Below are 16,440 nucleotides of genomic sequence, written 5' to 3' on the forward strand. Positions count from 1 at the left end.
GCACAAAAAAACAACTACCTTTTTATGGTAGTTGTTTTTCCAATTAGTTATTAGGAGTATTTACTTCTAAAATCTTACTTTGTTTGACAAGGCGATTCCACGTTTCTGGACCAGGATAACCATCCGCATCTTGTCCAGGTTTTGTACCTTTAAAGCCTTGAGATAATTGATATTCTTGTACATTCAGACGATCTGCTTCCGTAAATTGATTGGATGGGCCAACACGATAATGTTTCCCTTTCCCTACTCTTTGCAGCATAACGCCTAGCTGATAGACATATTTATTGTTTGCACCTTTTTTAAAATATTGCTTGCCAGGAAAGGATGCGCTATAGCTGTTTGCTGAAGTTTTTGCTCCTACTTTCGGATCACCTTTCCAAACACCTATACTAGGACCCGTATGAATCCAGACCGGGGTTCCGAGTGGAACGATGTTAAACAACTCTACTACATCTTTGTTTAGCATCCGAATACATCCGTGGGAAACATGTTTTCCAATTGAGCTAGGGTTATTGGTACCATGAATACCATAATATCTCCCCCCATCTCCATTTACATTCAACCCATTCCAGCGAACACCCAAAGGATTATTTGGATTTGGTTTACCGTTGATCGTACCAGGAACATTTTTCCATTGTGGATTAACTGTTTTCATCACAATCGGAAAAGTTCCTTCTGGTGTAGCAGAAGCTGGAATTACTTTGGAGCCAGCTGGAATTTTTGCCGTATTTGCCCCAGTTGCCACTGGATAAACCTTTATGACTTTTCCATTACGGTATAGATATAACTTGCTGGGTGTTTTATCAGTGGTTTTGCTGATCTCTATTTTATAAGAGACAGGAGCAGCATTTGTTTGAGTTGGAAGAGTAATTCCAACTAACATTGCAAACGCCAAAATAAAAGTAAAGAAAACATACCCCTTCAATTGTTGCATTTTTTCTCCTCTTTCTATTTAAATATCATACTCAGCATAACGAAAAATGCAACAATTGAAAAGAGAATATCTATGTCGATTATTTTAATTTTAAATAAGAAATATCCCTGAAGATCAGAGATATTTGGTGTTTCCAAACAACCTCGAATGAGATGGAGTACTATATTATGTTCGATTTATTTTCATATATTTTTCTATTTCTTCTAATACTTCCTCTATGTTGGCATCTAACATGTTTATAGGAACATTAGCTAAAGGAGTATCATCGATATCTTTAATGAACAAACTTTTTCGACGTCGCCCATAATGCCTCATATAAAAACGATATTCAATTTCTCCAATTTCGTCCCAAGATTTCACTATTTTATCATGAAAAGAATGATATATTTCTAATCCTCTATTCGTAACAGTCAAAATCGGTTCTTTTAACTTTAGAAAATTCCAATGCTTGCGAACGCTATAAAAAGAGAGTAACCCTGATAATCCAAATAAGAAAATCGGAGCAAGTAACACAAAATCATGGCGATTTATAATCGAATCCCTTACAAAATCTACTGCAATTGAGCCAAGGAAAATAAAAAAAAGAAAAAGGGTAATTGCTAAGAAAAGAACAAATAGGAAGATATTTATGCCTAACATCTGTAATCTTCTTTTTCGATTTTGATATATTTCCATCTGCCTATCTCCCTAAATCTCTTAAAAATTAATGTTTTTTGTATCGTACCACCTATCGGACATTTCCATCAAGCACCAAAAATACCATGTCGATTGACATGGTATTTTTATCAAAAGTTAAAGTTGTCTGGGTCTGGACCAAATCGATGATCTTTATTTAACTGATTTAGTACCAGAATATCTTCAGTTTCCAATTGAAAATCAAAGATGTTTGCATTTTCCTCGATCCGACTGGGGGTAATGGATTTTGGTATGGTCACTACTGCGTTTTCAATGTCCCAACGAAGAATAATCTGCGCTGGAGTTCGCTTATATTTTTGAGCCAATTGAAGGATTGTTTCATTCTCTAAAAAATGCCCTTGCATCAATGGACTCCATGCTTCTACTTGAATTTGGTGTTCATTGCAGTATGTTCTTATTTTCTCTTGTGTTAGATAGGGATGGAATTCAACCTGATTTACCATTGGAACTATTTCTGCATGCTCTAGTAATGTATCCAGATGATGAGAATGAAAATTACTAACTCCAATCGCTCTAACTTTTTTCTCTTTATATAGTTTTTCTAACGCCCGCCAAGTTTCAGTGTACTTACCAGTTACAGGCCAATGAATCAAATATAAATCAAGGTAATCGAGTTGTAACCGCTCAAGACTTGCTTCAAAAGCTGTAAGAGTAGATTCATAACCTTGATCGCCGTTCCAAACTTTTGTAGTAATAAAAAGTTCTTCCCTTTTTACATCACTTTGAACAATTCCTTTGCCCACACCTACTTCATTTTGATAAATCTTAGCTGTATCAATACTACGATAACCAGAACGGATCGCATACTCAACTGCTTGTTCTACCACTGAACCTTCAGGAGTCTTCCAAACACCTAGACCCAACAAAGGCATTTTAACACCATTATGTAGTTTAACAACTTGATTTACATTAGCAGTCATGCAAAGGCCTCCTTGTGTGATATCTCCAGCAACAAAATAAATCTACCACTGGTATAATGATAGATTTATCTTTTTCTATTTTATCACAGACCAGATATTTTTTTGGATAAAGGTGACAGGTGACCTTTCTGACCATAATGCAAAATACGCAAATATTCACCATAAACATAGGATCGGCCTTCTGGGGTATTCATCCAATTGAATCGAGAAATACGTCGATTTTCCCATGGGGAAGTATCAAATGGATAAGGAATGTAGGAAAGGTTTGCTGGCAACTGTTTCTGTAAAGTTCTCCATTGCCTTCCTGCTCCATAGCTTTTACAAACAAATCCTAGTGTTTGAATAGAGGTAAAGTCGAACAATGCCTTTGCAAATCTAATATTTTCAAGTGTATCAGTAGACCGGTCTTCGATCAGTACTATGTTGTCTGGAACTCCTAATCCTAGTAATTTTTCACGAATTACATGAGCTTCTGGACGATCCCCATATATCCAAGTTGAATGTCGAATTGCTCCAGGCTTAATCCCACCTGTCACAATTATTCGTTCTACTTTTTTTGCTTGATATAATTCAAATGCTGTTTCCCAACATCCTGGATGGGTTCCGCCAAAAACTAATAAAAGATCACAATTTTTATTTGTAGGGAAAACTTGATCTTCATCAAGAAAGACGATTTTGGTGAGAAGACCTATTTGTTTCTGTGTAAGAAGGGGCACATCTGGACACTTTGGAATCATTCCATCATACTCCTATCTTCAAACGAGGAGATTAAATCATTAACTTTTTAGATAACTTTTATTCTTAAATTTATTAAAGTAATTTGCCCTGCTGTACACTGGAAACTCCAGCGCACAGCGTGGTCTCACTCTTCAATAAAATCACCTTCGCCTTCCCAGATCCAGTAACTATACCAGGATCGGCAAAACACATCCAGTTCCGATGCTAGCAACGGATATTTTTTTGTGGACTCTACGAACACCTTCCCGCCATCCGCGCGTAACTTTGCGTTACGAATCTTCACAGATTGTGGGGATGTTTTACTACGCGGGTAGATGCGAATCAACACATGTCCATCCAGCTTGGGGAACTGGTAGGTGGTCTTGAGAGCATGACCATCTACGATCAGTGTCTCCATGACGGTCCAGCACCTTGCTGTCTCCTCAACAGAGGATTCCATTACGGACACAGCATACTCCCTCATCCTGAGATCGACGATCTTATGTTATATTATAAATATAATTTTATTTTCTGTCCTTTCATTTACATCATCATTACAATTACGAGGGGTGTATGAGATGTGTGGCAGATTTACCCTTTCTACAGAGGAAAATGATATCGAAGAAAGATTTCAAATTACACTAGATATACCTATTTCCAAGCATTATAACGTTTCCCCTACTCAATCTGTTCTTTCTCTAACACAAGAGACGACAGTCTCTATTTAAAAAGCTGACCCAACGTAAACAGGTCTGCTTTTATCTATCCTTGAGGAATCACAAAAAAACTGCTGATCCATACAGGTAAATACCACAACACAATGGTAAGGACAATAGCTATAAAGGATGGAAAGTCGGTAACTTTCCGAAGTCCGATTACTGTTATCACCCAATTCCAAATGATAAAAATAGTAACAAGGCCAAATACAAATGAAAAATGACCGGAAGTTAAATGTAACAGATCTTGAAGACTATAGCTAAAAATCTTTTCTCCCCATTCCAACATATGAGCAGCTGCTTGTAGGAGTAAGCCTAATGTAGGGATGACTTGTAGAAAGACAGATAAAGATAATACCTGTTTGAGGGTCACTGATTTGCGAAACGATTTTGCAATTCCAAAAACTAGGAGTGAAACGATACATATGGATAAAAGAAAGGTTATGAGATCATAGAGTAGAAGATCAATTGACATATACGAATACGTAATGGTTGGAGGTGTTTGCACAGAATTAAGTGGCCATTCTTCTGTTTTTACTCTCGTTATTCCTAACATACCTATAACATGTACGATAGAAATTACCGCTAATGGAAGCCAAACTACTGGATGTAACTCAACTCGTTCAAGCTCTACTTGAGGTCTCCAGATCATCCCCAAAATAGATGGTTTCTTCACTATTATCTACCTCCTTTGTTTAGTTAGACTAAAAAATGTAAAATAAATAATTAATATTCATTTAGGTATATTTTACACTTTGTCGAGTTCTATATTTTATGAAATAATAATACCATAATTCGAAGTTTATTTTGAGGTGTAGAAAATGGATCAAAACCATTATGAATGGGTGAAACAAACTAGAAATATTCTATTAGATTTTTGTGAGGAAATAGAGCCAAATGACTTTACTCGACAGATGACAGGATTTGGATTCTCATCCATTCGTAATTTACTTGTTCATGTTGCAGATTGTTACATAGCTTGGCTAGGATCATTTATACTCCTAAAAACAAAAAAACCACTTACTCCAAAAGAATTCCTCCAACAAATGGATGTCCAAGCAGTTCGGGAGAGATTTTTTTTAGCTGACAAATATGTATACGATTTTTATACAACATTATCTTCTGACAAAAGAAACATTACCATTGAAAGAGAAGCTCCATGGAGAAATAATGAAGAAGTTATTACTACAACACCAAACAAACTCCTCCTCCATGCCGTCACCCATGAATTCCATCATAAAGGACAAATCGTAACAATGGCTCGACAGATGGGATACGATGAAATCCCAAATACCGATATATCCGGCGTCGAGTAAAAACCTCAGCTATGTATGAAACCATAGCTGAGGTTTTGTTTTAATTGGTTGTAAATATTTGAACGGCATTTCTTAAAAATAATGCTAATCCAGGTTGATGTTTGTCGTAATAGGCAGCAAACCTTTCGTCATCTACATACATCTGAGCTAACCCCTTATGGGCTTCTAAACTGTAATCATGCCAATAATACATAAGCCATTGTTTATGCAAATCAGCCGCTTTTTGAGCAATTGGACTAGCAGGATCTCCACCATGAAAAGCTTCAACCAATGTTGCCATCATTTCTTTCTCCAAAAGTGTGATCGCCTCATAATCCGCTTGAGTCATGTTCTTTACTTTTTCATTGGATTGATTAACTGCTTCGTCACCATATTTTTTACGGATTTCTTTGCCATACTTTTTTTCGTTTTCATCTATCATATTTTGCTTAAATCCTTCAAACTTTTCCTTGGCTGACATTTTTATTCTCCCTTCCTGAGCAGCAATGGACTTTTCTACATTGAAAATCAATGCTTCCAATTGCCTCTTTTTGTCTAGGAGTTGAATACGATGTCTTATTAAAGCTTGGCTTTTATCAAATTCTGGAGCATGCACAATCTCTTTAATCTGATCTAAGGAAAATCCAAGCTCTCGGTAAAAGAGGATTTGTTGAAGCTCATCTACTTGATTTTCTCCATAAATTCGATAACCTGATGAGTTAATCCTAGCCGGCTTTAAAAGATCAATCTCATCGTAAAATCGTAAAGTTCTTGTGCTAATACCTGCTAAGTGTGCTAGTTTTTGCACCGTATATTCCATCTCATCTCCTCCTGACAATTTATACGGTACACCTTGACGTAACGGCAAGGTCAATACTTATTTTGGCCAAATATTTATAGCTATTTAAACAAAAAGAAATGATCCACGCCGAGGATCATTTTTCTTCAACCATCTTTCTGATGTAATTTTCTCCACTCTTGCCCTAAACGCTTTGGAGCTGCACGTAAATATGCTTCCTGAATCAAATCCGTCAGTCCAATCCAGTCTTTTTCTTGTGGATTTCGAATGGAAACCCAACCATGACGACCAATATACGGAGTTATGAAAAACTTCGTTTCTTGTATGAGTAGTTCTTGCATTTCTCGATTGGACTTAAAACAAAGACCTGCTCGATCCGTTATTTTTACAAATGATTTGCCATGAACTTGGAAAGTAACATAACCAAAACCATCTATATGCTCCATGACTTCTGAAAGCTCCGAACAAATTTTTCGTACATAATGGATGATATTTGTATTATGTGACTGCATATCTGTTACATCCTATCCTTTTAAATATCATAAATCCAAACTATTTAATAAATCTCGTAAAACCTTCAATTCTTCTGTTGTTAATGTAACACCTTTACCCATTTTTTCATGGTCTGGAGCCCATTCCCGAAGATCATATTTTTCTTTTTTTCCGTTCCAACTGATCAGATTTAATTCCTTTTTCCATCCTTTTGGTGATTCTGATAATTCACCTAAAGTTCTTTTAATTTCATATCGTATGTCCGCCATTTTTCTACTCCTTTGTGTAAAACTATCTTTCCACATAAATCAGCCCATCTGCAAAGGACTGAAAACCTAATCGCTGATAAAAGGAAATACAATCATTAATTGCTAAAAGCTGAATAGTCAAATAAGATTGATTACATTTTGCTATGAGCTTTTGCATTATATCCCTTCCTATTCCCCGGTTACGATAATCAGGATGAACAATTAAACCAGTGATATAGCCAATGATTATTCCGTCAGATACGACTCTACCTGTACCTATCAACTTATCGTCATGATATACACTAAGTATGTACCAACTATTTTTCATTGCTGTGTATAACTGATCTTTTGACAATTGAAGAAAATCATTCCAATGTTCGTATTCATAAAGGTTATATAGATCAGTGGAATTTGGAATTCTTTCTACAAAAGAAATCTTCATAGGATTCCTACTTTCGTTTTATCATCACCTTTATGTTGTGTAATTATATCAAAAAAACCATGGCCTTATCACAGACCATGATAGATTTCACATGATATACCGTACCATTGTGTTGTTAAAATTAAAACAATAAGCCCTGATCGAGAAGAAAAGCAAAATCGTTTCCTTTTAAATATTTGCCAATCCCTGCACCTTTGGTCAAATAATACGATTTTTCTTCAAATTCTCTACCACCGAGATCATAGTACCCTATTACCACACTATTTTTCTTTGATTTCATCGCTTGGACTCCAATAGTGGTTTTACTAGTTTTGGGGTTTATCATAGAAGTATGGAAGACAAGTGCTTTTTTGATCGTAGATACTGCCAAAATTTCTTTATCTTCAAAAATGTGATCCCAATAGAGAGCTTTCTTATTAGCATAAGCATTTTTCAACATGGAACGATTTTGTTTGGTATAGTAAGCAGACAATGCTATTTTTGCAACTTTACCGTCTTCATACCCAATAAGGAGATCTCCCTTGTAGTCATTGGTAACAGTCACAAAGAGAATGGTTTCATCTTGTAAATTCAGTAACGTTGGCAGATACTCTCCAAGACTTGATAATTTATGACCTTCTATCTCATACGTTTTATATTTGTAACAATTGTATTTGTCCGTGAAAATTAAGAGGTCAGAATTATTAGTAGTGCTGTACTGATGAATAATTTCATCTCCGTCTTTTACTTTCATCGCATTTCCACCTCGAAGTGAGGTCAAAGGCACTTTTTTCAAATACCCCTCTTTGGTAACACTGATTCGAACATTATAGTTATCAATAGTTATCTCTTCTGGTGCCACAACAGGTAAATCGTCAGCAAATATGATCTTTGATTTTCGTTCTATCCCATGTGTTTTTTTTACATTTTTCAATTGTTGGATCATCTTTTTATTCAATTTTGTTTTGTTATGAATGATATCATGCAAATCCGCGATTTCTTTTTCTAATGTTTCTATTTCTTCGATACGATGTAGAAGATATTCCTTATTCAAATGTCGCAACTTAATTTCCGCCACATACTCAGCTTGCAGTTCATCTATGTGAAACGCTTCCATCAAGTTTGCAACAACTTGGTTATTTTTGTTTGTTTCACGAATAATAGCGACTGCTTCATCGATATCAAGTAACACTTGCTTTAGAGCCAGTAAAAGATGTCTTTTTTGTTCCTTTTTTGTTTTCTCGTATTGAGCCCCTCTTTTGATAGCATTGCCTCGAAAAATAACCCATTCTTGAATGATTTGTTTTATTCCCAACGTTTGTGGTCTACCATTTACAATTAAATTAAAATTACAAGAAAAGGTATCTTGTAGCGGAGTCATCTTAAATAACTTTTCTACTAACAGTTCCTTATTAGTGCTATTTTTTACAGTAATCTCTATTCCTTTTGTATGAATCCCATATATATCATCAATATCTACAATATCTTTTATTTTTCCTTCTTTTACTAACGAACTTATCTTTTCAATAATCGCTTCAAAGGTAGTAGTATAAGGAATTTCCTCAAATATAATCGAATTCCCATCTATACGGTAAGAAGAACGAATTTTGAAAGAGCCTTTACCAGTGTGATAGATATGCTTCATCTCTTTGTCATGATAAATAATGTTTCCACCAGTAGGGAAATCAGGAGCCTGAATATATTCACCCACTTCTGTGTCCGAATTTTTAATACTAGCAATCGTATAATCAATCACTTCATTCAAATTAAATGGTGCGATGCTACTTGCCATCCCTACTGCTGTACCACTTGATGTATTTACTAAAATTGATGGAAAAGTCACTGGCAGAAGACGCGGCTCTTGGAGCGTACCATCATAGTTTTCAATCATATCTACTGTATCTTTATCGATATCTCGAAACAATTCTGCTGCAATGGCTGCCAACTTTACTTCCGTATAACGGGCTGATGCATACTTCATATCACGAGAATACTGTTTTCCAAAGTTACCTTTGGAATCAATATAGGGCAGGAGTAGCGATTCGTTGTCTTTGGTTAACCTCACCAAAGTCTCATAGATCGCCATATCACCATGAGGATGTAAAAACATGGTTTGCCCCACTACCCCTTGAGATTTTTTTCGACCACTTTTTAATAACCCCATTTGGAACATTGTATAAAGAATTCTCCGCTGACTGGGCTTTAAGCCATCAATTTCTGGTAGAGCCCGATGCATAATAACATGTGCGGTATAAGGCATGTAATTATCTTTCAAACTTTGCGTTATATTTTGTAAAATCATACGATAATACCCTCCTATTCACGCTAATCTAACGCGACATCGATATATTCATGTAAGTTTTTCTCGATATACTGTTTCCTTCCTTGTAGATCATCACCAAGAAATAATTCAAAATAACGCCCTGTCGATTCAACATCTTCTTTTACAATTTGGATCAGCTTACGAGTTATTGGGTTCATCGTAGTCTCCCACATCATTTCTGCAGTGTTCTCTCCCAATCCTTTGGATCGTTGGATCATTACTTTTCCTTTTAACTTCTTAACAATGGCATCTTTTTCTTTATCACTGTAGGCAAAATAAGATTTTTCTTTGTGTGTAATCTCATAAAGAGGAGACTCCGCTATGTATATTTTCCCTGATTCGATTAAAGTGGGCATCAATCGATAAATTACAGTTAACAATAAAGTACGAATATGGAAGCCATCGATATCTGCATCTGTTGTGATAATGATTTTAGACCAACGCAGGTTTTGGAGGTCAAACGTATGTAAGTCTTTATTATACTTAGATTTCACTTCGATTCCACAGCCTAAAAGTTTCACCATATCCACAATAATATCGTTCTTGAAAATCTTGTCATAGTCCGCCTTTAAGCAATTTAAAATTTTCCCTCGAAGTGCATAAATGGCTTGAAATTCAGCATCCCTTCCCTGCTTAGTTGAACCTAGAGCCGATTTTCCTTCCACGATATATAATTCCGTTTGATTTCTATCTTTTGATTTACAATTGATAAAACCATCAATACGATTGGTGATATTGTTTACAGAGGACTGGAGCTTCTTTTTCACATCTAACCGTGTCTTCTCTGCCTTTTCTCTACTGCGTTTATTGATGAGAATCTGATCAGCAATCTTTTGACCTTCCAATGGATTTTCAATAAAGTATACTTCTAATTTCTCACGCAAATATTGGGTCATATACTCTTGGACAAACTTAGACTCCATTTTTTTCTTTGTTTGATCCGTATATAACGAAACAGTAGAGTAAGAATTGCTTATAACAATTAGACTCTCTCTCACATCATCAAAACTGATCTTTTTCTCCCCTTTGGTATACTTATCTTTAAGAAGATTATCAACTGCTTTCGTAAATCCGTTTTTGATGTAATTTTCTGGGGTACCACCATGCTCTAATAAAGAAGAGTTGTGGAAATACTGCATTTTTTTTACCTCATTATGAAACACAAATGTAATTTCTGCTTTAAACTTAAACTCTGATTCCTCATTCTTCTCTTTTCCTTGTGTCTCTGTTCGAAATTGAACGATTTCCGTAAAGTTTTTCCCATCACTTAACTCTGCGATATAATCTTTCACACCGTTTTCATAAAGGAACACATCTGTTGTCCCATCCATCTCATTATGAAAGATAAACTTTAACCCACTATTGACAATGGATTGATTTTTTAGTGTTTCTTTAATAAAGTCGGTACACACTTCATTTTCACCACGAAACACTTCAGCAGAAGGCAGCCAGTGAATAAGCGTTCCGCGATAGTCAAGTTTGTGTTTTTCTTTGACCAAGTCTCCAACTTGTAAGCCTTTTTCAAAGCGAATGTAATACTTGTAACCATTTGGATTGATAGCAGTACATTCAAAAAAATCACTTGTATAGTTAGTTCCTGTAGCTCCAACCCCATTGGTTCCCAATGAAAATTGGTAGTTTCCAGTTGTATCATTGTTGTTATACTTTCCACCTGACCACAATTCATCAAAGACTTTTTTGTAAGCGTATTCTCCTTCTTTGTTTTTATCCATTGGAACAGAACGGCCAAAATCTTGGATCATAATAGACTTATCTAGATATTTGGTGATGATAATTTCTCTCCCAAATCCTTCTCGATATTCATCTATCGCGTTTGCTAATATTTCAATAAAAGTATGGTTATGATTTTCTAGTCCAATCGATGCTGGCTTAGCACGTACTCCACCTAGAATCCCTAGTGATTGAATAGAATCAGAATTATATGTATCTATACTCAACAGGTGAACCTCCTTTAAATTTGTGCATGATGAACTAATAATCTAAAAATAGATAATTATATATCACTAATTTTGTCAAGTTTAAGCGAACAAACCTACCCCTTACTATTTGAAAATAAGGGTAAGTTTGTTCGCTTATCTACTGATTTCTTACATTATTCAAAAGGTTCATTTCTGAAGTCCCTTTCAAATTTAATTTTGTGCTAATTTTTTTTGAAACCACTCCCTATTTTTCTCTTGAATATCCGATGATAATTCATTGTCTAATGTTTCTCTTAGCCACATCAACGTTTTTCCCTTTAAAAAGTTATACAACTCCTGTTCCGCTTCTAACATGGTGCGATTGATTAAACATGGGACTATATCCTCATTCTCTTCGACGTCAATTGCTTCATTTGTAACCGCTTTTGCGATGATATTTTTGCACTGAAAAATCGGTTGTGAACCTTCAATTGCAATTACGACATCATAAAATGTAATTTTTTTAGGAGATTTGGTTAACTCATATCCACCTTTTACTCCTGGTGTGGATTGCACAATTCCACCTTTAACTAATTTGGTGAAGATTTTGGATAGGTAAGATTCGGAAACACCTTGAAACTCTGCCAGATCTTTTATACCAATAGGTCGATTCAGAGGAATAATATTAACAAGACAATGCAATGCGTATTCAACACCTACACTAAAATTCATCATCCATCCCACCTCTATCAAAGATACTCATTATCTATAATATATGTGACAATCTATTAAAATACAATCAACCTATATATTTCATCCAACATCCCTTATAATGAAATTTATCTGACTCCAAAGAGAGGTACTCATGCCGCTTTATCTTCCCGAAACACGTAACCGGAAGAACTTTGAAGTCATCGGCACATTGGGTTCATATCAAGTGCAGGGAATATGTGCATCGCAGTCAAATAAGTGCGAACTCTACTTTCCGGACTTGATTTTTACCCATCTCACCTCAGGGGATGAATACCATCTCGTTCCAGCTAGTGGTCTCCGAAGCTTTTTGATAATCGACCCCACCAGAAAGGAACATTGTACCCTTCGAGGCATGACTTTCTGTACCTGTTCAAAGGAGCACATCGTAGGACAGTATTAATAAGCTGTCATACGCAACGACCGTGGCCAGTAATTGGTCACGGTCGCCCACTCTTTTCGACTACTTATTTTCTTTCCATTAAGATGGTATGTGATTCAACTAATTGTTTATCTGCTTCTATCCGTTTTTTGCTCATTTCTGAAATCTCATTTCCATCATCCTGACGAGATTTATAAATTATCTTTTCTCCAGCTTCTTCAGAATCAAACATCTGATGGACTGCTTCCTCTACCTTTTTTACATCGTTTGGATGACAACGAACATAAAAATCGTAAGAATAAGCATAATTGAATTCATCATAATACATTGCTATCAAAATAAAATATCTCGGATCGTGAGAATCAAAAGCGACATCAAAAGACGTCAGAGGAGGTTTATAAGTCTCTTCGTCAAAATCTTCTTCATAATCTACTTCATTTGAAGTATACATTTGTCTGGGCAATACACGGGCGGAATATCCTAATTTCTTCATTATTGCTATTATCCATTTATCCGCATCATAAGTACCGGCAGAATGATACCAAGTTAACTGTACAACTTCATTATACCCTTCCTGTAAAATCTCTTTTATTGAAGGAATTTCTTCATAAGTTGGCAATGGTTTATTATTTTCTTTACAAAATTCAGTAATATGGATGATAGCACGATTATTTCCTCTTATCAGAGCAAATTCATAAGGACGATATCCTTGGTCATTCCTTATATCCAAATCCGCACCGTAATGAAGAAGAAAAGGAATGAGATCTGATTTATCATACGAGATTACTTTAAATAAAACAGAAGGATCGAATTGCAATGGTAAGTTGACATCTAAACCTGCTTCTAAAAATACTTTGCATATCTTATAGCTATTTCTACCACTAATAACCATATCCCATAAATGCCCCGAATCAATCGGCACTCCTATTTCGATAAACCTTTCTACAACCTCCACCAATCCACGATCAACAGGCCATGTAAAAAAACTAAAGTTCCCCATTAATTCTGGATTTACTTCTGCTCCATACCGTATCAGTAAATCAACTGCTTCTTTGGATTGTGCCTCCCGAAGCGGCGGATGATAGAAATAATGACCTCTCACCTGGGCTTCCGTATCAGCACCTGCTTTTAAAAGAAGTTCCATGATTTCTAGCTGATTATTTTTAGTCGCTTTATGTAATAAACTTAGTGAGCCCCTATATTGGTTTGGGTCTGCACCGTATTCGAGTAACAACTCCACAATCTCTGTATGCCCCAGGGCTAGTTCTAAAAAATTATTAGAATAAGACAGATCAGCCCCATATTCTAGTAACAGTTTTACAATCTGTCTATTTCCAATTTCAATTGCATCATGTAATGGTAATTTATATTCCAATTGATACCCCTTGTAATTCAGCATATCAGGATGTACTCCCATTTCTAGCAAATCTATTACAATTGAGACATTTTGTTCGCGGATTGCTTCTTGTAAGGAATAGGGAGGTATGAACTTAACACTTTGCTTTGTTTCTTGATCTATTAACAGCTTTAATAGCTCTCCTGAAACAGCAACTTGCCATGGCATCTGCTCCAAAGCATTTTGATTGAACTTATTTGCCCCTTTTTTTAGTAAGAAGTCTACTGCTTTTTTATTACCTGATAATGCAGCAAAATGCAAAGGGGTATTCCCCAAAAAATCCGTATTATCTACAGCTATTCCTTTTTCCTTTATAAGATACTTCAGTACTTCTGGTTCTGCCGTTGTTGCTGCCATATGAAGTATGGATACTTTTGTAGATGGATCAACCGTATCACTACCCGAATCAAATTCGACTTGAAGTAACGTTACATTTTCCTTCATGGCTACTTCACATAAATGATAAAAAAGCATGTTTTCTCGATGAAAATAATTTACTAGTACTTGAAATGGATAGGACATGTATTTCCTTCCTTTCTATTTCCAGCTGAAGTGCCATTTCAAACTGCCTGACAGGAATTGTCAAGATGAAAAAATAAATCAGTGACAATAGTTGACACTATCAGATATTAAACTATAGTTGTAGAACAAACAGAGGAGATGAAAGATATGAGTTTAGAAATGATCCCTTTTATTATGTTAAATGGAAATGCAAAAGGAGCGATTTCTTTTTATCAAAAAACGTTAGATGCAGAAGTTCTTTTTATTCAAGCAGATGAAAATAGAGTAGATCATTCCGTTTTAAAAATCGGGGATAGCAAAGTGATGATATCAGATCGTATTCCTCAAATCCCACATCAAACAGGTACACAAGTCAATATTTGTATTACCATTCCAGATAAAAAAAGAGCAGAAAAAATATATGCCTCACTAATAGAAGAAGGTGTAGAACATCTGCCGATGGGGGAAATGCCCTTTAGCCCAGCTTATGGAATTGTGACAGATAAATATGGTGTTTGTTTTCAGGTGTTTACGCAACGAAATAAATCGGTTTAAAATTCAAAGACTCCCTATTTACGGGAGTCTTTTGGCATAATCACTCAGCAATACTTGGAATACTTTTCACAACATCTATTTCAGCTTCATAGTCAACTTCGGGTTGATCAAAACCGAACAACTGGAAAAATTCTTTGCGATATCCTTCAATATCAGAGATTTCCTTAAGCTTATCTGTCGTCAGTTGACCCCATAGCTTGGAAATTTGTTCTTGCACAGAATCTTTCATTTCCCAATCATCCAAACGAATACGACCTTCTTCATCTACCGGTATCTCACCAGTAAATAAGCGATCATCAAAGAGTCGATACATCTGCTCAATACACCCTTCATGCAAATGCTGATCCTTCATCACTTTATAGAGCAAGGAAATATATAGTGGTACCACAGGAATTGCAGAACTAGATTGGGTTACTAGCGCTTTATTAATTGATACATAAGCATGTCCACCAATCTGATTTAATTCTTCTTGAATCGTCTTTGCAGTTGCTTCCAAATCATTCTTAGCCTGCCCGATTGTACCTTCTCGATAAATTGCTTGCGTTACTTTCGGTCCGATGTAAGAATAAGCGACTGTTTTCGCACCAGAGGCCAATACTCCAGCTTCTTGCAAAGCCTGCATCCAAAAATGCCAATCTTCTCCACCCATCACAGTAATCGTATGATTAATTTCCTCTTCTGTAGCTGGATCGATTGTGATTTCAGATACTTCCCCGTTATGGAAATCAACTGTTTTGTTTGTAAATGGCTCTCCAATTGGTTTGATAACAGAATTAAACTTTTCCCCTGTTTTTGGGTGTACTCGTACTGGGGAAGCAAGACTGTATACAACTAAATCTACTTGCCCCAAATCCCGTTTAATCAGGTCGATGGTTTGTTGCTTGATCTCATCAGAAAAAGCATCTCCATTAATACTTTTTGCATAAATTCCAGCTTCATTTGCTGCTTCTTCAAATGCAATCGTATTGTACCAACCCGCGGTTGCAGTACGTTTCCCTGATGCTGGACGCTCAAAAAATACTCCTATTGTACTTGCACCTGTGCCAAAAGCAGCAGTGATACGGGATGCTAAACCGTAGCCTGTAGAAGCGCCAATTACCAGTACATTTTTGGGGCCTTCTATTTTATTTTGTTTTTTCACATAGCTAATTTGTTCTTGCACATTTCTTGCGCACCCTTCAGGATGTGCAGTGGTACAAATAAACCCACGAAATTTTGGTTTTACGATCATCTTATTTAATCCTCTCTCATTTAATTTTGATATGTAGATAAAATTAAGACCTAGTACTAATTCTACTATAGTATACCGAAAAACCATCAAGTTGACAGCAAAAACATCGTACCTTGAATTCATAATAGATTCAAGTTTCCACCAA

Annotated in this window: 18 protein-coding genes; 3 read left to right on the forward strand and 15 right to left on the reverse strand. The window is 35.9% G+C overall.

Going from position 1 to position 16,440, the window contains the following annotated elements; genetic code table 11:
- Positions 1–43: 43 nt before the first annotated feature.
- The 5 genes from AC5WOF_RS14085 to AC5WOF_RS14105 form a co-directional block, all read right to left on the reverse strand.
- On the reverse strand, positions 44–934 hold the full coding sequence (locus AC5WOF_RS14085; RefSeq protein ID WP_496050579.1) for a L,D-transpeptidase family protein: 891 nt from the start codon (positions 932–934) through the stop codon (positions 44–46).
- A gap of 165 nt (positions 935–1,099) precedes the next feature.
- Positions 1,100–1,609, reverse strand: a complete 510-nt coding sequence (locus tag AC5WOF_RS14090; protein WP_496050580.1) for a hypothetical protein — start codon at positions 1,607–1,609, stop codon at positions 1,100–1,102.
- Positions 1,610–1,719: 110 nt separating this feature from the next.
- Positions 1,720–2,550, reverse strand: a complete 831-nt coding sequence (locus AC5WOF_RS14095; RefSeq protein WP_496050581.1) for an aldo/keto reductase — start codon at positions 2,548–2,550, stop codon at positions 1,720–1,722.
- An 83-nt stretch (positions 2,551–2,633) separates the two neighbouring features.
- Positions 2,634–3,287 (reverse strand): YdcF family protein, encoded by a 654-nt coding sequence (locus AC5WOF_RS14100; RefSeq protein ID WP_496050582.1) that lies wholly within the window; start codon positions 3,285–3,287, stop codon positions 2,634–2,636.
- A gap of 125 nt (positions 3,288–3,412) precedes the next feature.
- Entirely contained in the window at positions 3,413–3,685 is a 273-nt protein-coding gene (locus AC5WOF_RS14105) for a hypothetical protein (protein ID WP_496050583.1), read from the reverse strand.
- 160 nt (positions 3,686–3,845) lie between these two features.
- On the opposite strand from AC5WOF_RS14105, the gene AC5WOF_RS14110 reads away from it, so the two are divergent.
- Entirely contained in the window at positions 3,846–3,995 is a 150-nt protein-coding gene (locus tag AC5WOF_RS14110) for an SOS response-associated peptidase family protein (protein ID WP_496050584.1), read from the forward strand.
- A 34-nt stretch (positions 3,996–4,029) separates the two neighbouring features.
- Here the strand turns inward: AC5WOF_RS14110 and AC5WOF_RS14115 are convergent, their stop codons facing one another.
- Positions 4,030–4,659 (reverse strand): YIP1 family protein, encoded by a 630-nt coding sequence (locus AC5WOF_RS14115; RefSeq protein WP_496050585.1) that lies wholly within the window; start codon positions 4,657–4,659, stop codon positions 4,030–4,032.
- 145 nt (positions 4,660–4,804) lie between these two features.
- On the opposite strand from AC5WOF_RS14115, the gene AC5WOF_RS14120 reads away from it, so the two are divergent.
- Entirely contained in the window at positions 4,805–5,299 is a 495-nt protein-coding gene (locus tag AC5WOF_RS14120; RefSeq protein WP_496050586.1) for a DinB family protein, read from the forward strand.
- Positions 5,300–5,339: 40 nt separating this feature from the next.
- On the opposite strand, the gene AC5WOF_RS14125 is transcribed toward AC5WOF_RS14120, so the two are convergent.
- The 8 genes from AC5WOF_RS14125 to AC5WOF_RS14160 form a co-directional block, all read right to left on the reverse strand.
- Positions 5,340–6,098: a MerR family transcriptional regulator gene (locus tag AC5WOF_RS14125; RefSeq protein ID WP_496050587.1), complete on the reverse strand. Its 759-nt coding sequence runs from the start codon at positions 6,096–6,098 to the stop codon at positions 5,340–5,342.
- A gap of 125 nt (positions 6,099–6,223) precedes the next feature.
- The gene (locus AC5WOF_RS14130; protein WP_496050588.1) at positions 6,224–6,589 is read right to left on the reverse strand and encodes an MmcQ/YjbR family DNA-binding protein; all 366 of its coding nucleotides are present in this window, start codon (positions 6,587–6,589) and stop codon (positions 6,224–6,226) included.
- A gap of 27 nt (positions 6,590–6,616) precedes the next feature.
- Positions 6,617–6,838 carry a YdbC family protein gene (locus tag AC5WOF_RS14135; protein WP_496050589.1) on the reverse strand — a complete coding sequence of 74 codons (222 nt, stop codon included), beginning with the start codon at positions 6,836–6,838 and terminating at the stop codon, positions 6,617–6,619.
- A gap of 22 nt (positions 6,839–6,860) precedes the next feature.
- Complete coding sequence (locus tag AC5WOF_RS14140) at positions 6,861–7,259, reverse strand: GNAT family N-acetyltransferase (RefSeq protein WP_496050590.1); 399 nt, start codon at positions 7,257–7,259, stop codon at positions 6,861–6,863.
- Positions 7,260–7,380: 121 nt separating this feature from the next.
- Positions 7,381–9,540: a DNA gyrase subunit A gene (locus tag AC5WOF_RS14145; RefSeq protein ID WP_496050591.1), complete on the reverse strand. Its 2,160-nt coding sequence runs from the start codon at positions 9,538–9,540 to the stop codon at positions 7,381–7,383.
- Positions 9,541–9,563: 23 nt separating this feature from the next.
- The gene (locus tag AC5WOF_RS14150) at positions 9,564–11,519 is read right to left on the reverse strand and encodes a toprim domain-containing protein (protein WP_496050592.1); all 1,956 of its coding nucleotides are present in this window, start codon (positions 11,517–11,519) and stop codon (positions 9,564–9,566) included.
- 192 nt (positions 11,520–11,711) lie between these two features.
- Entirely contained in the window at positions 11,712–12,212 is a 501-nt protein-coding gene (locus tag AC5WOF_RS14155) for an RrF2 family transcriptional regulator (RefSeq protein WP_496050738.1), read from the reverse strand.
- Between the two features lie 485 nt (positions 12,213–12,697).
- Complete coding sequence (locus AC5WOF_RS14160) at positions 12,698–14,530, reverse strand: ankyrin repeat domain-containing protein (protein WP_496050593.1); 1,833 nt, start codon at positions 14,528–14,530, stop codon at positions 12,698–12,700.
- 147 nt (positions 14,531–14,677) lie between these two features.
- Between AC5WOF_RS14160 and AC5WOF_RS14165 the strand changes: the two genes are divergently transcribed.
- Positions 14,678–15,064, forward strand: coding sequence for a VOC family protein (locus AC5WOF_RS14165; RefSeq protein ID WP_496050594.1), 387 nt, complete (start codon positions 14,678–14,680; stop codon positions 15,062–15,064).
- A 40-nt stretch (positions 15,065–15,104) separates the two neighbouring features.
- Here the strand turns inward: AC5WOF_RS14165 and fabV are convergent, their stop codons facing one another.
- The gene (gene fabV / locus AC5WOF_RS14170) at positions 15,105–16,295 is read right to left on the reverse strand and encodes an enoyl-ACP reductase FabV (protein WP_496050595.1); all 1,191 of its coding nucleotides are present in this window, start codon (positions 16,293–16,295) and stop codon (positions 15,105–15,107) included.
- Positions 16,296–16,440 lie beyond the last annotated feature (145 nt).

This window comes from Shimazuella sp. NTD250 (genome assembly GCF_059510375.1).